The organism is Amycolatopsis sp. lyj-346 (assembly GCF_046548975.1).
In the GTDB taxonomy this organism is placed as follows: Bacteria; Actinomycetota; Actinomycetes; order Mycobacteriales; family Pseudonocardiaceae; genus Amycolatopsis.
On record NZ_JAJPWT010000001.1, the window covers coordinates 1,069,375 to 1,084,293 of the forward strand.

General features: G+C 70.0%; 15 protein-coding genes. 7 read left to right on the forward strand and 8 right to left on the reverse strand.

Going from position 1 to position 14,919, the window contains the following annotated elements; translation table 11 throughout:
- Positions 1–18 precede the first annotated feature (18 nt).
- Both ACLJQE_RS05230 and ACLJQE_RS05235 read left to right on the forward strand, forming a co-directional pair.
- Positions 19–669, forward strand: coding sequence for an SDR family oxidoreductase (locus ACLJQE_RS05230; RefSeq protein ID WP_410637793.1), 651 nt, complete (start codon positions 19–21; stop codon positions 667–669).
- Positions 666–1,613, forward strand: a complete 948-nt coding sequence (locus ACLJQE_RS05235; protein ID WP_410637794.1) for a ribose-phosphate diphosphokinase — start codon at positions 666–668, stop codon at positions 1,611–1,613. Before ACLJQE_RS05230 ends, ACLJQE_RS05235 begins: the two co-directional genes overlap by 4 nt.
- On the opposite strand, the gene ACLJQE_RS05240 is transcribed toward ACLJQE_RS05235, so the two are convergent.
- Positions 1,610–2,905: a D-arabinono-1,4-lactone oxidase gene (locus ACLJQE_RS05240; protein ID WP_410637795.1), complete on the reverse strand. Its 1,296-nt coding sequence runs from the start codon at positions 2,903–2,905 to the stop codon at positions 1,610–1,612. The two genes, ACLJQE_RS05235 and ACLJQE_RS05240, sit on opposite strands and share 4 nt — an antisense overlap.
- A gap of 85 nt (positions 2,906–2,990) precedes the next feature.
- Between ACLJQE_RS05240 and ACLJQE_RS05245 the strand changes: the two genes are divergently transcribed.
- Positions 2,991–4,175 carry an amino acid deaminase/aldolase gene (locus ACLJQE_RS05245; protein ID WP_410637796.1) on the forward strand — a complete coding sequence of 395 codons (1,185 nt, stop codon included), beginning with the start codon at positions 2,991–2,993 and terminating at the stop codon, positions 4,173–4,175.
- 217 nt (positions 4,176–4,392) lie between these two features.
- Here ACLJQE_RS05245 and ACLJQE_RS05250 read toward each other — a convergent pair whose 3' ends face one another.
- Complete coding sequence (locus ACLJQE_RS05250) at positions 4,393–5,040, reverse strand: TetR/AcrR family transcriptional regulator (RefSeq protein ID WP_410637797.1); 648 nt, start codon at positions 5,038–5,040, stop codon at positions 4,393–4,395.
- A 130-nt stretch (positions 5,041–5,170) separates the two neighbouring features.
- On the opposite strand from ACLJQE_RS05250, the gene ACLJQE_RS05255 reads away from it, so the two are divergent.
- Together ACLJQE_RS05255 and ACLJQE_RS05260 are read left to right on the forward strand one after the other, a co-directional pair.
- Complete coding sequence (locus tag ACLJQE_RS05255; protein ID WP_410637798.1) at positions 5,171–6,487, forward strand: GH1 family beta-glucosidase; 1,317 nt, start codon at positions 5,171–5,173, stop codon at positions 6,485–6,487.
- On the forward strand, positions 6,480–7,739 hold the full coding sequence (locus ACLJQE_RS05260) for an MFS transporter (protein ID WP_410637799.1): 1,260 nt from the start codon (positions 6,480–6,482) through the stop codon (positions 7,737–7,739). Before ACLJQE_RS05255 ends, ACLJQE_RS05260 begins: the two co-directional genes overlap by 8 nt.
- Positions 7,740–8,149: 410 nt before the next feature.
- On the opposite strand, the gene ACLJQE_RS05265 is transcribed toward ACLJQE_RS05260, so the two are convergent.
- Positions 8,150–8,557 carry a hypothetical protein gene (locus tag ACLJQE_RS05265; protein WP_410637800.1) on the reverse strand — a complete coding sequence of 136 codons (408 nt, stop codon included), beginning with the start codon at positions 8,555–8,557 and terminating at the stop codon, positions 8,150–8,152.
- A gap of 12 nt (positions 8,558–8,569) precedes the next feature.
- Positions 8,570–8,908, reverse strand: coding sequence for a hypothetical protein (locus ACLJQE_RS05270; RefSeq protein WP_410637801.1), 339 nt, complete (start codon positions 8,906–8,908; stop codon positions 8,570–8,572).
- Between the two features lie 318 nt (positions 8,909–9,226).
- Between ACLJQE_RS05270 and ACLJQE_RS05275 the strand changes: the two genes are divergently transcribed.
- Positions 9,227–10,612 carry a tetratricopeptide repeat protein gene (locus tag ACLJQE_RS05275; RefSeq protein WP_410637802.1) on the forward strand — a complete coding sequence of 462 codons (1,386 nt, stop codon included), beginning with the start codon at positions 9,227–9,229 and terminating at the stop codon, positions 10,610–10,612.
- 22 nt (positions 10,613–10,634) lie between these two features.
- On the forward strand, positions 10,635–11,522 hold the full coding sequence (locus ACLJQE_RS05280) for a phosphotransferase family protein (RefSeq protein WP_410638322.1): 888 nt from the start codon (positions 10,635–10,637) through the stop codon (positions 11,520–11,522).
- A 212-nt stretch (positions 11,523–11,734) separates the two neighbouring features.
- Here the strand turns inward: ACLJQE_RS05280 and ACLJQE_RS05285 are convergent, their stop codons facing one another.
- From ACLJQE_RS05285 to ACLJQE_RS05300, 4 genes are all read right to left on the reverse strand, one after another.
- Positions 11,735–12,763: a copper resistance D family protein gene (locus tag ACLJQE_RS05285; RefSeq protein WP_410637803.1), complete on the reverse strand. Its 1,029-nt coding sequence runs from the start codon at positions 12,761–12,763 to the stop codon at positions 11,735–11,737.
- A gap of 5 nt (positions 12,764–12,768) precedes the next feature.
- Positions 12,769–13,335 (reverse strand): copper resistance protein CopC, encoded by a 567-nt coding sequence (locus ACLJQE_RS05290; protein WP_410637804.1) that lies wholly within the window; start codon positions 13,333–13,335, stop codon positions 12,769–12,771.
- Positions 13,336–14,085, reverse strand: a complete 750-nt coding sequence (locus ACLJQE_RS05295; RefSeq protein WP_410637805.1) for a YcnI family protein — start codon at positions 14,083–14,085, stop codon at positions 13,336–13,338.
- 127 nt (positions 14,086–14,212) lie between these two features.
- A complete protein-coding gene (locus ACLJQE_RS05300; protein ID WP_410638323.1) occupies positions 14,213–14,707 on the reverse strand; it encodes a hypothetical protein in 495 nt (164 codons plus the stop codon).
- Positions 14,708–14,919 lie beyond the last annotated feature (212 nt).

The following is a 14,919-nucleotide window of genomic DNA, read 5'->3' on the forward strand; positions in this document are numbered from 1 at the left end:
CCGGGATAGGGTCGGCTCATGCGCGTCGTCATTGCAGGTGGACACGGTCAGATCGCCCTTCGGCTGGAGCGGCTGCTCGCCGCGCGCGGTGACGAAGCGGTCGGGATCATCCGCAACCCCGCCCACGTGGCGGACGTCGAAGCCGCCGGCGCCCAGGCCGTCGTGCTCGACCTGGAGAACTCCGACGTGGACGCCGTCGCCGAAGCCTTGAAGGGTGCCGACGCCGCGGTGTTCTCGGCCGGCGCGGGCCCGGGCAGCGGCACCGCCCGCAAGGACACTGTGGACCGTGGCGCGGCGGCGTTGTTCGCCGAAGCGGCCGAGCGCGCGGGCGTCCGACGGCACGTCCAGGTCGGTTCGATGGGCGCCGACAACCCGGACAACCCCGACGTCAGCGCGGAATTCCGGCACTACCTGCACGCCAAGCGCGCCGCGGAGGACGACCTCAAGGCCCGCGACCTCGACTGGACGATCCTCCGGCCGGGACAGCTCACCGACGATCCCGGCACCGGCCTGGTCCTGCTGGCCGAGAAGACCGGCCGCGGCCCGGTGCCGCGCGCCGACGTCGCCGCCGTGCTCGCCGGCCTGCTCGAGACGCCCGCTTCGATCCACCGCACCCTCGAGCTGATCTCCGGTGAAGCCGCGATCGGCGAGGCGATCTCCGCACTGTGAACGAAACATCGAGAGAGATCGCCGTCTTCAGCGGCAGTGCGCACCCCGAGCTGGCCGAAGAGATCTGCGCGCACCTCGGCGTGCCGCTGCGGCCGGTCGAGATCCAGCGGTTCGCCAACGACTGCCTCGAGGTGCAGCTGCAGGCGAACTGCCGCGAGCGGGACGTCTTCATCATCCAGCCGCTGGTGAAGCCGGTGCAGGAGCACCTCGTCGAACTGCTGCTGATGCTCGACGCGGCGCGCGGCGCGTCGGCGTCCCGCATCACCGCCGTGATGCCGCACTACTCCTACGCGCGCTCGGACAAGAAGGACGCGCCGCGCATCTCCATCGGCGGCCGGCTGGTCGCCGACCTGCTGGTGACGGCCGGGGCGAGCCGGGTGCTCGCGATGACCCTGCACTCGCCGCAGGTGCACGGCTTCTTCAGCGTCCCGGTGGATCACCTGCACGCACTGCAGGAGCTGGCCAAGCACTTCCGGCAGTACGACCTTTCGCGCACCACCGTCGTCTCGCCCGACCTGGGCAACGCGAAGGAGGCGTCGCACTTCGCGCGGCTCCTCGGCGCCCAGGTCGCGGCCGGTGCGAAGGAGCGCTTCCCCGACGACCGCGTCCAGATCACCTCCGTGATCGGCGAGATCACCGGCCGGGACGTGATCGTGCTCGACGACGAGATCGCCAAGGGCAGCACGGTGCTCGAACTGCTGGACCGGCTGGCCGAGCTGCAGCCGCGCTCGATCCGCGTCGCGTGCACGCACGGGCTGTTCGCCGCGAAGGCCATCGAGCGCATCGGCAGCCGGCCGGAGGTGCTGGAAATCGTCTGCACCAACACGGTCCCGGTGCCCGAGGACGAGCGCACCGAGAAGCTGAAGATCCTTTCGATCGCGCCGGCGATGGCCGAAGCGATCCGCCGGATCCACAACGGCGAATCGGTGTCGGCGCTGTTCTAAGCCGGCCCCAGCACCCGGTCCAGATGGGTGTTGCGGAAGACACCACTTGGATCGGTTTCCTTGCGCACGCGCAGGAAGTCGTCGAAGTGCGGGTAGCGCGAGCGGAGGACACCGGCGTCGAGGTCGTGCATCTTGCCCCAGTGCGGGCGGCCGCCGACGGCGCCGGCGATCTTCTCGAACGCGCCGAAGTACTCGCGGTACGGCATGCCGGTGAACTGGTGGATGGCGATGTAGGCGGAGTCGCGGCCCTGCGCGGTCGACAGCCAGATGTCGTCGGCCGCGGCGACCCGCACCTCGACCGGGAACATCACCGGGTGCTTCAGCGTCGGCACCACGGCGCGTAGTTCGGCGAGCACGTCCAGCACTGATTCACGTGGAACAGCGTATTCCGTCTCGGTGAACCGAACGTTGCGCGCGGTGACGAAAACGCGGTGCGAGACGTCGCTGTACTCACGCGCGCTCAGGACGTTGGAGGCGAAGCGGCCGAGTGACGGCCCGAGCTTCGGCATCAGCCGTCCGGCCCGGCACAGGCCGCCGAAGGCGACGTTCTCCATGACCCGGTAGTCGACGAACTCGCGGACCTTGCTCAGCGGCTGCGCCGACTCGGTCCGGTTGTTGCGCTTGACCAGGGCGTTCTTGCCGTAGGGGAACCAGTAGAACTCGAAGTGCTCGTTCTCGTCGGCGAAGTCGTGGAAGCCTTCGAGGACCTGTTCCAGCGGCTCCGGCCGTTCCTGCGCGCGCAGGATGAAGGACGGTTCGCACTTGAGCGTCACCGTGGTGATGACGCCGAGCGCGCCGAGCCCGACGCGGGCGGCGGCGAAGAGGTCGGGCTTTTCGCCGGCCGAGCAGGTGACGATGGAGCCGTCGGCGAGGACGAGTTCGAGCGCGACGACCTGAGTGGCGAGCCCGCCGATCTTCGCGCCGGTTCCGTGGGTGCCGGTGGAAATCGCGCCGGCGACGGTCTGCGCGTCGATGTCCCCGAGGTTGGTCATGGCCAGCCCGAGCGCGTCGAGGGCGGCGTTGAGCTCCCGGAGCGTCGTGCCCGCGCGGACGGTGACGTGCCCGGTCTCCAGGTCGGCCCGTTCGATCCCGGTCCAGTGCCGCAGGTCGAGCGCGTCGGAGTCGGGGGCGGCGATGGCGGTGAAGGAGTGCCCGCTGCCCAGCGGGCGCACGGTGCGCCCGGCCGCGGCGATGCGCTCGATCGTCGCCGCGATTTCCGCCGGGTTGCGCGGCAGGTGAACGTGCTGCGGCGACGCGGACGCCGTGCCCGCCCAGTTGGTCCACCGGGTCATGCGTGCGCACCCTTCAGCCGTGAGTGCCGAAACAGTAAGTGAATAGTATTCGCGTTTCAAGCCCTCATGTCGTACTTTAGACCTCGTGACCAGTGCGACGGTGTACGACTTGGCGACCAAGGACCTCGATCCACCCTTGGCCGTGGTCGACTTGGCGGCGTTCGACGCGAACGCCGCCGACCTCCGCCGTCGCGCGGCGGGCAAGCCGATCCGCATCGTCAGCAAGTCGGTCCGCTGCCGCGCGCTGCTGGAGCGGGCGCTGACGATGCCGGGCTTCGAGGGCCTGATGTGCTATTCGCTGGCGGAAGCGGTCTGGCACGTGGAGCAGGGCACGACCGATGACATCGTCGTCGCCTACCCGACGGCCGACCACGAAGCCCTCCGCAGCCTGGCCACTTCCGAAAAGGCACGCGCCGCGATCGCGATCATGGTGGATTCGCCGGAGCACCTCGACCTGGTGGACGCCGCCCTCGGCCACGGCCACCCGGAGATCCGGGTGTGCCTGGAGCTGGACGCGTCGTGGCGCCCGGCGCCGGGAATCCACGTCGGCACCCGGCGCTCGCCGCTGTTCACCCCGAAGCAGGCATCGGCGTTCGCCCGCGAAATCGTCGCCCGCCCGGGCTTCCGCTTGGTGGGCGTGATGGCGTACGAAGGTCAGATAGCGGGCCTCGGCGACGCGGCCGGCCACCGCCTGAACCGGGCACTGGTGGGCTGGATGCAACGCCGATCGGCGGCCGAGCTGACCCGCCGCCGCGGCGAAGCGGTCCGAGCGGTCCAGGCGGTGACGCCCCTGGAGTTCGTCAACGGAGGCGGAACGGGCAGCCTCGAGTCCACGGGCGCCGACGCGGTCGTAACGGAAATAGCGGCGGGCTCAGGCTTGATCGGCCCAACACTCTTCGACGGGTACACCCGTTTCAAGCCCCGCCCGGCGGCGTTGTTCGCCCTGCCGGTGGTCCGCCGCCCCACCCGCAAGATCGCCACCCTCTTTTCGGGCGGCTACATCGCCTCGGGCCCCACCGGCCCGTCCCGCCAGCCGAAGCCGTACCTGCCAACGGGTTTGAAGTTCCTCGGCTTCGAGGGAGCGGGCGAGGTCCAGACCCCGGTAACGGGCCGAGCAGCCCGAACCCTGAAACCGGGTGACCGGGTATGGCTGCGCCACGCAAAGGCAGGCGAGCTGGCCGAAAGATTCACCCACTACCACCTGGTCCTGGGCGACCGAGTGGAGCGAACAGTCCCGACCTACCGCGGCGAGCACCAAAACTTCGGCTGACCAGCCACTGTGTGCCCCCGGGGAGACTCCCGGACAGCCCCCCACCCTCCCGGGGGCGTCCCCAAGTCCAGTCTATCGGCCCCCACCGACAACCCACCCCGAAACCACCACGTTGTCCACAGGTGTGCATACCTGTGGACAACTTCTGTGGACAGCGTGGACAGCTTCAGCGTGCGGGGCGGTCACCCCGGCGGACGCGATTGACCCGGCCGAGCCTCTAAGACCGCTCCCCGAACCGAGCCGCCAAGTACCCCTTCACCACGTACTTCGCCTCGGCCACGATCTTCTCGTCCCCGCTCGGCTCCCGCCGGAACGCCAGCTTCATCAGCGCGTCAGCCACTTCGTTCGCGATCGTGATCGCGAACCGCAGGTCCTCGACCGGCCGGTCCACCTGCATGGCCACCAGGTCCGTCAGGGAATCGACGATCACCGCGTTGTTGTCGCGGGTCTCGTCCAGCAGCTGGCGGTCGATGATGTCGCCGAAGTGGACCTTCGAAAATCCCGGTACCGTCCGGTGCATCTCCAGGTAGATGTCGAGGATCGAGTCCACGACGTCCCACCAGTGCTCCGGGCCCAGCTGCTTCAGCCGCTCGTTCACCGCGCCCACGAAGCGTTCCAGATTCCGCGCGGTGAGCGCCTGGACGACCGCGCGCTTGTCCGGGAAGAACTGGTACAGCGAACCGACGGCGACGCCGGCTCGCTTGGCGATCAACGTCGTCGTCAGCGCGTCGTAGCCGAGTTCGTCGATCAACGCCGCGCTCGCGTCGAGCATTTGCTCGACTCGCTTCGCGCTTCGTTGCTGGACCGGCTGACGGCGTAAGGGGGTGGCTTCTGCCGGCACCTTCGCGGCCTGGATGTCGGACACGGCACTCCTCCTCGTCTGATCTGGGACTTTATCGTGCCGACGGGCTTCCCCACGGACGAGTGAAGACCTAGTATATGAGAACTTTTCATGTTCACCCGTATGGGTGCCCTGACGAAGGGGTCAGCAGCCGGTGCAGAACCCGATCTTCCCGCCCGACTTCCTCTGGGGTGTTTCGACATCGGCGTTCCAGATCGAAGGTGCCACCAGCGAAGGTGGGCGCGGACCGTCCATCTGGGACACGTTCACCGCGACCGAGGGCAAGATCGCCCGCGGTGAACAAGCCAACGTAGCCGCCGACCACTACCACCGCTACCCCGAAGACATCGCGTTGATGGCGGAACTCGGCGTCGGGGCCTACCGGATGTCCATTGCCTGGCCGCGCATCCAGCCCGACGGGAAGGGCGCGCCCAACCCCGAAGGCCTCGGCTTCTACGACAAGCTCATCGACGCCGTCTGCGAGGCCGGCATCGCTCCCGCCGTCACGCTCTACCACTGGGACACCCCGCAGGCCGTCGAAGACGAGGGCGGCTGGCTCTCCCGGGCGACCGCTGAGCGCTTCGCCGAGTACGCCCGGATCCTCGGCGACCGCTTCGCCGATCGGGTGAAAATGTGGATTCCGCTCAACGAGCCGATGGTCATGTCCATCTTCGGCTACGGGATCGGCGAGTACGCGCCCGGCAAGGTCCTGCTGCTGGACGCCATTCCCACCGCGCACCACCAGAACCTCGCGCACGGCCTCGCCGTCCAGGCCCTCCGCGCGGCGGGGGCGACGAACATCGGCACGGCCAACAACCACTCGCCGATCTGGCCCGCGGACGACGACGCCGGAGACGCGGCCGTGTGGCTCGACGCCCTGCTCAACCGGATGTACGCCGATCCGATGCTGCTCGGCAGCTACCCCGAAGAGCTGCACCAGCACCTGCCCGCCGGGTTCGCCGACGACCTGCCCACCATCGCGCAGCCGCTCGACTTCTACGGCATCAACTACTACGAGCCGCAAGGGGTCGCGATGCCCGGCCCCGGCAATCCGCTGCCCTTCGAGCTGCGCGACGTCGAGGGCTACCCGATGACGACCAACGACTCGCCGATCGTCCCGCACGCCCTGCGCGAACTGCTGCTGGACTTCCACCACCGCTACCGCGAACAGCTGCCGCCGATCCAGATCACCGAAAACGGCTGCAGCTTCGCCGACGAAGTCGCCGAAGACGGCGGTGTCCACGACCCCGAACGGATCGACTTCCTGCACAGTCACCTCGTCGCGCTGCGCGAGGCGATGGACGCCGGCGTCGACGTCCGCGGCTACTTCTGCTGGTCCCTGATGGACAATTTCGAGTGGTCCAAGGGCTACGCGCCGCGCTTCGGCCTGGTGCACGTCGACTACGAGACCCTGCGGCGGACGCCGAAGGACTCGTTCCACTGGTACCGGAAGCTGGTGCGGAATGAGTGAAGCGACCCAGGCGCTCCCGGAAGCGCTGGCCGAACCCGTCGTACGGGTGCGGCCCGGCTGGATGAGCCTGCTGTTCTTCGCGAACATCGCGCTCTGGCTGGGCATCTACGCGCCGATCCAGGTGCTGCTGCCGCAGCAGGCCGAGCTGCTCGACCAGGTGAACAAGGAGCTCGTGCTCGGCCTGGTCATGGGGGTCGGCGCGGTCGTGGCGCTGATCGTCAACCCGGCGGTCGGGCTGCTGTCGGACCGGACGTGCTCGCGGTTCGGCCGTCGCCACCCGTGGACGGTGGCCGGCGCGGTGGTCGCCGCCGTCGGGCTGCTGGTGCTGGCGTTCGCTCCGGACGTCGCGCTGATGATCACCGGCTGGTGCCTGGTCCAGGCCGGGCTCAACGGCATGCTCGCGACCCTGATGTCCGCCATCGCCGACCGCGTCCCGGTCGGGCAGCGCGCGCAGGTCGGCGGGCTGGTCGGGATCGCGCAGATGCTCGGCACCGTGCTGGGCGCGGTCGTGGTCGTCGTCATGCTCGGCATCGCCGGGCTGCCGCTGGCCTACTCGGCCTGCGCCGGGATCGTCCTGGTCGGCGCCGCGTTCTTCGTCCTGCGGACGCCGGACGCGCGCCTGCCGGTCGAGTTCCGCCCGTCGTCCCAGGCCGGCGAGGTCATCCGGAACCTGTGGGTTTCGCCGCGGCGGTTCCCGGACTTCGCGTGGGCGTGGTCGTGCCACTTCATGATCAACCTCGGCAACGCGTTCGGCACGCTCTACCTGCTGTTCTTCCTCAAGGACGCCGTGCACTACCCGGACCCGGACACCGGGCTGCTCATCATGATGGCGTTCTACGGCGTCGCGCTCGTGATCGGCGCGCTGCTCGCGGGCCACTTCTCCGACAAGTCCGGACGGCGCAAGCCGTACGTCCTGGTGGCCTCCGGAGTGATGGCGCTGGCCGCTTTGCTGCTGGTCGTCTGGCCGAGCTGGCCGGTCGCGCTCGTGGCGTCCCCGCTGCTCGGCGTCGGGTTCGGCGCGTACATGGCGGTCGCGCTGGCGATGCTGACGCAGGTGCTGCCGACGGCGCAGGACCGCGCCAAGGACCTGGGTGTCATCAACATCGCGAACTCGCTGCCGCAGGTGGTCGCACCGCTGGTGACGCCGCTGGTGCTCGCCCACCTCGGCGGTTACCCCGGGCTCTTCGCGGCTTCGGCGGTCGCGACGCTCTCGGCCGCGGTGCTCGTGCTGCGCGTGAAGGCGGTTCGCTAGCGCCCCAATGTGGCCTTCGGTGCGTTCAACGCACCGAAGGCCACATTGGGTGCGTTCAACGCACCCAAGGCCACATTGGGGCGGACGTGGAACCGCGGGCCGGTGCCGGTCGGGGGAGGGGAGTGCAACGGCACCGGCCCGCGGAATTCGGGGGCCGCTCTGAGGCGGGGTGACAGCAGGATCAGACCCTTGATCCACGCTGTCTTCGATGATCAATCTAGCGGGCGATTACCGCCTGGGCTAGGCCTAACGCGGATATTTTTCGATTAATCGCGGTGGGGACCGGGGGGTGTTGGCCGAGGACTGGTTCGCGCTGCTCGGGGGTGCGGGCGAAACAGTCCTCGGCCGAGGCGAGTGCAGACGCGGGTCCGATGGGGCGATCGGCCGGCCGCGGCTCGCCTGTCCAGGGGTCAGGCCGTGACCGCTCGGCGCGGGTTCACCAGCGCGTGGCGACCGGTGGTCTCGGCCGCGGTGGGCGCGGGGTGCGTCGGGACCGGGCTCTTGCGGCGGCCCAGCAGGCGGCTGTCCGAGGACTGCTGCGGGGCCAGGCCGCCGGCCACCAGGTGTTCGTGCGCGACCTGCCAGACGGAGCACGGCGCCTTGCAGCGGTGCCACCGGGTCGAGCAGGTCGGGCAGTCACCGCGTTCGTCGGGCTCGTGCATCTTCAGCATCGCGCGCCACGCCTCGGTCAACCGGGGCAGTTCGGAGCGCGCGACCGAGACGAGCGATTGGGCGTCGGCGCGGTTCGCCAGGTCGGTCAGCATGTCGAGGCGCTCCCAGACCGCATTGCGGAGGACCTGCCCGAGTACCTGATCCATGTCAGCTCACCGTTACCTTTCCGCCATCTTGGCGGCTTCGTTGAGCGCGGCGCGCAGCTGGCCGAGCTGGCCGGACGTCAGCCGCGCGGTCTCGCCGGGAGGCGAGACCAGTACCACCTGGTTGTCTTCCACGAACACCGTCACGGCCCGCTCGCGGCTGATGAGGTCGCCGCACTGCACGCGCCACACGAGCTGACCGCCCTCGTAGTGCCGGACGCTCGCGGTGCGGGGGTCCACCGCGGCGGCGGGGGTGACGGGGCGGACGGCAGGGACGGGAGAGACCGTCGCCGGCCGCACGGCGCGGGTTGCCGTGCCGGCATGTCCCCCTGCGAACGAGTCCACGAACTCCACGCCCTTCTCCGCTCTGTCGAAAGTGTCCGAAGATGCCTTCTGCAACATCGCCTTGTCACAACGCTGCGGTTTTCGTAGCTCTCCGTGATCGCTACCGGTGTGCGGCCGGTGACGAAGATCTGACAACTACAGTGAGGTGAAACCGAGTGCGATAGAAGGTGGGATCGGCGTCATAGCGGTGACTGGGGCCGGTTCCACGGTAAGCGGTCAGCGGACTTCGCCCCGACCGATCAGGGCGCCAGTTCGGCTGTTCACACGGTTCCACAGGTTTGCCTACGCTGTTTCACAGACGCCCGACCGGACAGTGGAGGGGGCGCGATGGACGCCAGTAACGGTGGCAGTGCCGACGCCCGGCAGAGCCACGCAGTTCCCGCTGACGCGTGGGAGCAGCCGGAGATGAGAGCGGCTCTCGCGTCCCGCGAGATCAGCTCCGTCTACCGGCTCCTGCGCAAGCACGGTGTCTCGCAGCGCCAGATCGCCGCGATGACCGGCCAGTCCCAGTCCGAGGTGTCGGAGATCCTCAAGGGTCGCCAGGTCATGGCCTACGACGTGCTCACGAGGATCGCCGACGGCCTGGGTGTCCCCCGTGGATACATGGGCCTCGCCTACGACGAGGCCACGGCGATACGGGTCGTCGGCTCCGCCGACGGCCGGCAGGCTGAGGAGGACGAGTCCGTGAAGCGACGGAGGTTCCTCGCGCACGCTGCCCAGGTCACGATGGGTGCGGCGGTGTTCGGCCCGGAATCGGGCACGTGGTCGGCGGGACCGGCGCGGACGCCGGCTCCGGGGCGCATCGGGATGACCGACGTGCGCCAGGTGGAGGCCGCGACGCGCGCGCTCCGGGCGCTGGACTACCAGTACGGCGGCGGGTTCTGCCGCGACGCCGTGGTGGCGCAGCTGTCCTGGGGACAGCAGATGCTGGAGTCGAACGGCACCGAGATGGTGAAGAACCGGCTCTACGTCGCCCTCGCCGACCTCCACTCGCTGGCCGGCTGGACCTCCTTCGACACCGGGCTGATGGACTCCGCCCGCGGCCACTTCGCGAACGCGCTGGACCTGGCCAAGCAGGGGGATAACCACCCGCTCGTGGCCAACGTGCTCTACCGCATGGGCCGCGTCTACCTGCACCAGGACGCCCCGAACGATGCGCTGAAGCTGTTCCAGCTGGGGCAGATCGCCGCCCAGGAAAGTGGTTCCGAGCTCGCCGTCTCCGTGCTGTGCGCGAACGAGGCCTGGGCCTACGCGATGATGGGCAACGAAGAGCAGGCGGTGAAGCTGCTCGGCCGGAGCAAGGACGAGTTCGAGCGCGCCAACCTGGCCGAAGCCGAGTCGTGGGTCAAGTTCTTCACCGAAACCGACGTCTACGCCATGGTCGGGACCGTGCACACGGTGCTCGCGCAGAAGAACGCCGAGCACACCAAGTACGCGATCCCCGCGCTGAACAAGGCCGTCGAGACCTACGACGACGAAATGGCCCGCTCCAAGACGTTCATGTTGAGCGCGCTCGCCACCAACCACCTGCTCGACGGCGACCTCGACCACGGCGCCAAGGTCGGCGGCAAGGCCATCGACTGCGCCGAGGGCATCAAGTCCGAGCGGGTCAAGGACCGGATGCGGCCCCTGCAGGAGGAGGCCGAGCGCCGCCGGAACAACGCCGACGCCCGTGACCTCGCCGACCGCCTCCACGCTTTCTACGCCGCCTGACCCCGAAGGCGCCGGCGCGGTTTTGGACGGCCGGTTCACCTCGGGGAAACTGCGCGGCGTACTGGCCGAGACGTGCGCGCTGCTGGGGTTCGACCCGGCGGGCGCGCGACTGCTGCGGTTCACCAACAACGCGGTGTACGCCCTGGTCGCGGCGCCGCTCGTGGTCCGGATCGTCGGTTCGACGCAGCTGCGGCACCGGGTCGGCACGGTCGTGCGCGTGGCACGGCACTTCGAAGCACACGGCGTCCCCGCCATCCGCCTGCTCGGCGACGTCGAGCAGCCGCTGGAAGTCGGCGGGCACCTGGTGACCGTGTGGCACCAGGTGCCGAGCATCGGCCGGCCGGCGACGTCGGCCGACCTGGCCCGGCTGCTGCGCCAGGTGCACGCGCTGCCCCCGCCTGCCGGGCTCGCCGAGTGGGCGCCGTTCGCCGCGGTGCGGGCCAGGGTGTCCGACGCCGAGGAAATCAGCGACGCCGACCGGGAGTTCCTGCTCGACCGCTGCGCCGAGCTCGAAGCCGGGCTGGCCGAGCTGGAGTTCCCGCTGCCCAGGGGCCTGGTCCACGGCGACGCGTACCCCGGCAACGTCATCCCCGGCCCGGACGGCCCGGTGCTCTGCGACTTCGATTCCTCCTGCGTCGGCCCGCCGGAATGGGACCTGACGCCGCTGGCGGTCGGCCGCGAGCGGTTCGGCGACCCGCCGGTGCGCTACCGGACGTTCGTCGCGGCGTACGGCTTCGACGTGACGTCCTGGCCCGGGTTCGCGGTCCTCCGGGGCATCCGCGAGCTGAAGCTGACGACCAGCGTGCTGCCGATCCTGCGCAGCCGGCCGCAGGTCCGGCCGGAGCTGTACCGGCGCTTGGACGACTTCCGGAACGCGCGGACCGACACGCGGTGGACGCGTTACCGCTGACCGCCATCTGTCACTTCGTGTGATCGAAGACACAGTGCTGCACGTGCATTCGACGACGGCAAATGACCGTTCGTCGCATCCGAACGGCGGTCCGCTCTGGGTAGAAAGTTCTGCCCCACCAGTCACCTCCAATGGGTCACCGGTCATCCCAATGCGCAATTTGCAGCTACTCGCGGTGACTGTGCGCCGGGGTCTACCTGCGGCGACGAGCGTCAGGAGGCGACGACCGGCGCCCGCGTCAGCACGACGGCGAACCCGAACGCCAGTCCCATCACGGTCAGCTCGAGCGTGGCCCACGCGGCGAGCGCCGTGCGGTCGTGCCGGACGATCCGCGGCATCAGGCGCCAGCGGACGTTCGCGCCGAGGAGGGCGATGACGCCGGTGCAGGCGAGCTTCAGGACGAGCAGCTGCCCGTACGGCGTCGTGAAGATGGCCGGCCAGAAGCCGATGGTCGGGTTGAGCGAGATCTCGACCAGGCCGTTGAACAGCCCGGTCGCCGCCGAGAGGACCAGGCAGAGCGTCGCGAGCTTCGAGAACCGGGGCAGCGCGTGCGCCAGCAGTGTCCGGTTCGCCGCGAGGAGCACGGCCATCGCGCCGAGGCCGCCGGTCCAGGCCACGGCGCTCATGACGTGCAGCTCCATCGAGATCATCGTGTAGTCGTGGTAGTTCCAGTTCGACGCGTGCCCGGTGACCGGCAGCGGCAGCAGCGCGAACAGCCCCAGCCCGACGCGGACCTCGGCGGGCACCTTCTCGCCGAAGCGCAGCGCCAGCGCGCCGATCCCGGCGTGCACCAGCGCGAGCACGGCGACGATGACGAGCGCCTTCCCGGCGCCGACGTCGGCGATGTACTGGCCGAGGTCGGACGGCGAAAGCATCGACGAGCCCGGCTTGTACTCCGCGGTCTGCAGGATCAGCGCGACGACCGCGGCGGTGGCCCAGACGAGCGCGGCCGCGACGCCGGCTGGGCGCGCCAGCCGCATGACCGGCTCGGTCAGCTTGGGCCGGTCGTAGCCGACGAGCACGGAGAGCAGCGCGAGCCCGATCGTGGTGACCGCGGCGAGGTCGAGCAGGACCCGGACGACCGGGATGCCGGCCGAGACCACCGCGTCGGGTTGCACCACGCCGGGGACCGGGGCGGTGGCGGTGAGCGCGACGCCGATGAGGGCGCCGAGCAGGCCCGCCGTCACGACGCACAGCAGTGTCGAGTAGCGGACCTTCGTGGTGGTCTCGGCCTGAGTCATCTGAGTTACTGCTTCTTCTCTGCTGTGTTTTCCTGACTGACCTTGCCGCCCGAGCGCAGGGCCACGGTCAGCCCGATCGCCAGCAGCACGACGGCACCGGCGATCCAGACCCAGATCGGCACCCCGGTCGACGACGACTGCGGTGCCGCCGAAGCGGCGCCGCCCGGCGATCTCGCCGCGTCGACGGTCGCCGGCGTGCCGGTGCCCGCGGTCGTCAGGGTGAAGGTGAGCTCACCGGTCACCGGGTGGCCGTCCGCGGACAGCACCCGGTAGCCGACGGTGTACTTGCCGGCCGGTCCGAGCGGCCGCAGGGGCGCGCTGATGACGTTGTTCACCACGCTGATCGGTCCCTCGGCCCACTGGCCGCCGCCGGGTCCGGTCACCGCGATCTGGTTGACGTCCGCGCCCTGCACGTACTGGTCGAAGGTCAGGCCGATCTTCGGCGGGCCGGCGGCGACGGACGAACCGTTCGCCGGGTCCGAAGAGATCAGCACGTTGTGCGCCAGCGCCGGGGTGGCCGTGCCGAGCACGGCCACCGCGGTCAACGCCAGCGCGACGAGCGCCCTGCGCATTTAGCTGTTGCCTCCCGGCTTGGCGGTGGCCTTGCGGGCCCGGATGGTCGCGCCGGCTCCGACGCCGAGGCCGATGGCGCCGACCAGCAGGCCCGCTCCGCCGAGCCAGCGGGCCGTGTTGTCCGACGTCGCCGCCGCGGCTTCGGTGTGCTCTCCGGTGGTGGACGCGGTCATCCCGTGGGCGTCACCCTCGGACTTCGCGGCCAGCTTGACGACCGGCGCCGGGTGTTCCGGCTCCTCGCCGCCCGCCGGCGTCGGCTGGTTCCAGTCGACGACCTTGCCGTCGCTGTAGGTCTGGTGGGCCGGGAACTCCACCTGGTCCACGTTGCTCGGCAGCGGGCCGAAGCTCACCGAGAACTCCTGGTAGTCGGTGGCCTTGAGCTCGCTGCCCGGCTGCGCGGTCCAGGTCACCGCGGTGACGGCCTCGGTGATCTGCGTCCCGTTGTCCTTGGTGATCGGGGCGGGCAGCTTCGACTTCGTCACCTGGGCGGTCCAGCCGGGGACCGGCTTGGTCCGCACCGAGCCGATGCCGTAGTCCGCCTTGAAGTCGACGGCGACCTTCGTGGTGGTGACGGGGTCCTTCTCCTCGCTCGGCACGCGGAACACGATCGCCGCGTAGCCGCCCTTCGTGGGCTGCGGGCCGTAGACGTTGGCGGTGACGTGCGCGGACGCGGCGCCCGCGCCGAGGAGACCGGCGACACCGACGGTGGCGGCGAGGAAACCGGCGCGTTTGAAGACGTGCTGGGACATGGGGTTCACTCCTGATGAACGCAAGAAAAGGGGACGGCCCGGTTCGGGGACAGGGCACTTTCACGTGAAAGTGCCCCCAGTCGCCCGGCGGGGGTGACTGCCGGCCGTTTCGGGGATGAGCTGGGGTTCAGGAGTGGCCGGGCGGGCCGCGCCGCCCGCGGATCCGGCGCAGGTCGACGCCGACGAGGTGGTCCGGACCGGCCACGCGGGCCGGGACGAGCGCGGGTGCCGCGGACGGCACCGGAAGTGGCGTGAGCAGCCGCGGCAGGAACGCCCGCAGCACGGCCAGCACCGTGAGGAGCATCGTGTCCGCGTGGGCGAGCAGCAGTGCGGTGAGCACGGTCGCGACGCTGTGCGCGGCGGTCATGCCGAGCCCGGTGGTGCCGGACACCGCATACGTGTCGTGGTGGTCGGCGAGCGTGGTGAGCAGCAGGTGCATCACCAGCTGGGCGATCCCCAGCAGGGCGATCGTGGCGACCGGCCCGCGCGCCTTGCGGGCGAGCGCGGCCGCGGTCCAGCCGAACAGGCCGGTGAGCAGCACGGTCATCGCCGGATCCGGCAGGCCGCCGTCGGCGATCCGGTGTGCCGTCACGGAAAGTGCACCGGCACTCACGGCGAGCAATGCTCCGCGGGTAGCCCCCAGCGCGGCGGGACGCCGTGCCGGATCGCTCATGAAGAGCAGCCTAAGGGAACTGCCTCGCCGTGAGCGTGTGATCCCGTGAAGTGAGCACACACCAGCTTCACGTCCCACGCCGCGACCCGGTTCAGGTGATTTGTTGCCGATCTCCGGCGGGTAGGCCACGGTGGGCCGCAGACGGGGGTTTGGGCCGGCCG

Excerpts from the sequence above, each read along its gene's own strand:
- ACLJQE_RS05285 (WP_410637803.1), bottom strand. The coding sequence starts at position 12,763 with ATGACTCAGGCCGAGACCACCACGAAGGTCCGCTACTCGACACTGCTG.
- ACLJQE_RS05240 (WP_410637795.1), bottom strand. The coding sequence starts at position 2,905 with ATGACCCGGTGGACCAACTGGGCGGGCACGGCGTCCGCGTCGCCGCAG.
- ACLJQE_RS05265 (WP_410637800.1), bottom strand. The coding sequence starts at position 8,557 with ATGGATCAGGTACTCGGGCAGGTCCTCCGCAATGCGGTCTGGGAGCGC.
- ACLJQE_RS05230 (WP_410637793.1), top strand. The coding sequence starts at position 19 with ATGCGCGTCGTCATTGCAGGTGGACACGGTCAGATCGCCCTTCGGCTG.
- ACLJQE_RS05260 (WP_410637799.1), top strand. The coding sequence starts at position 6,480 with ATGAGTGAAGCGACCCAGGCGCTCCCGGAAGCGCTGGCCGAACCCGTC.
- ACLJQE_RS05275 (WP_410637802.1), top strand. The coding sequence starts at position 9,227 with ATGGACGCCAGTAACGGTGGCAGTGCCGACGCCCGGCAGAGCCACGCA.
- ACLJQE_RS05290 (WP_410637804.1), bottom strand. The coding sequence starts at position 13,335 with ATGCGCAGGGCGCTCGTCGCGCTGGCGTTGACCGCGGTGGCCGTGCTC.
- ACLJQE_RS05295 (WP_410637805.1), bottom strand. The coding sequence starts at position 14,085 with ATGTCCCAGCACGTCTTCAAACGCGCCGGTTTCCTCGCCGCCACCGTC.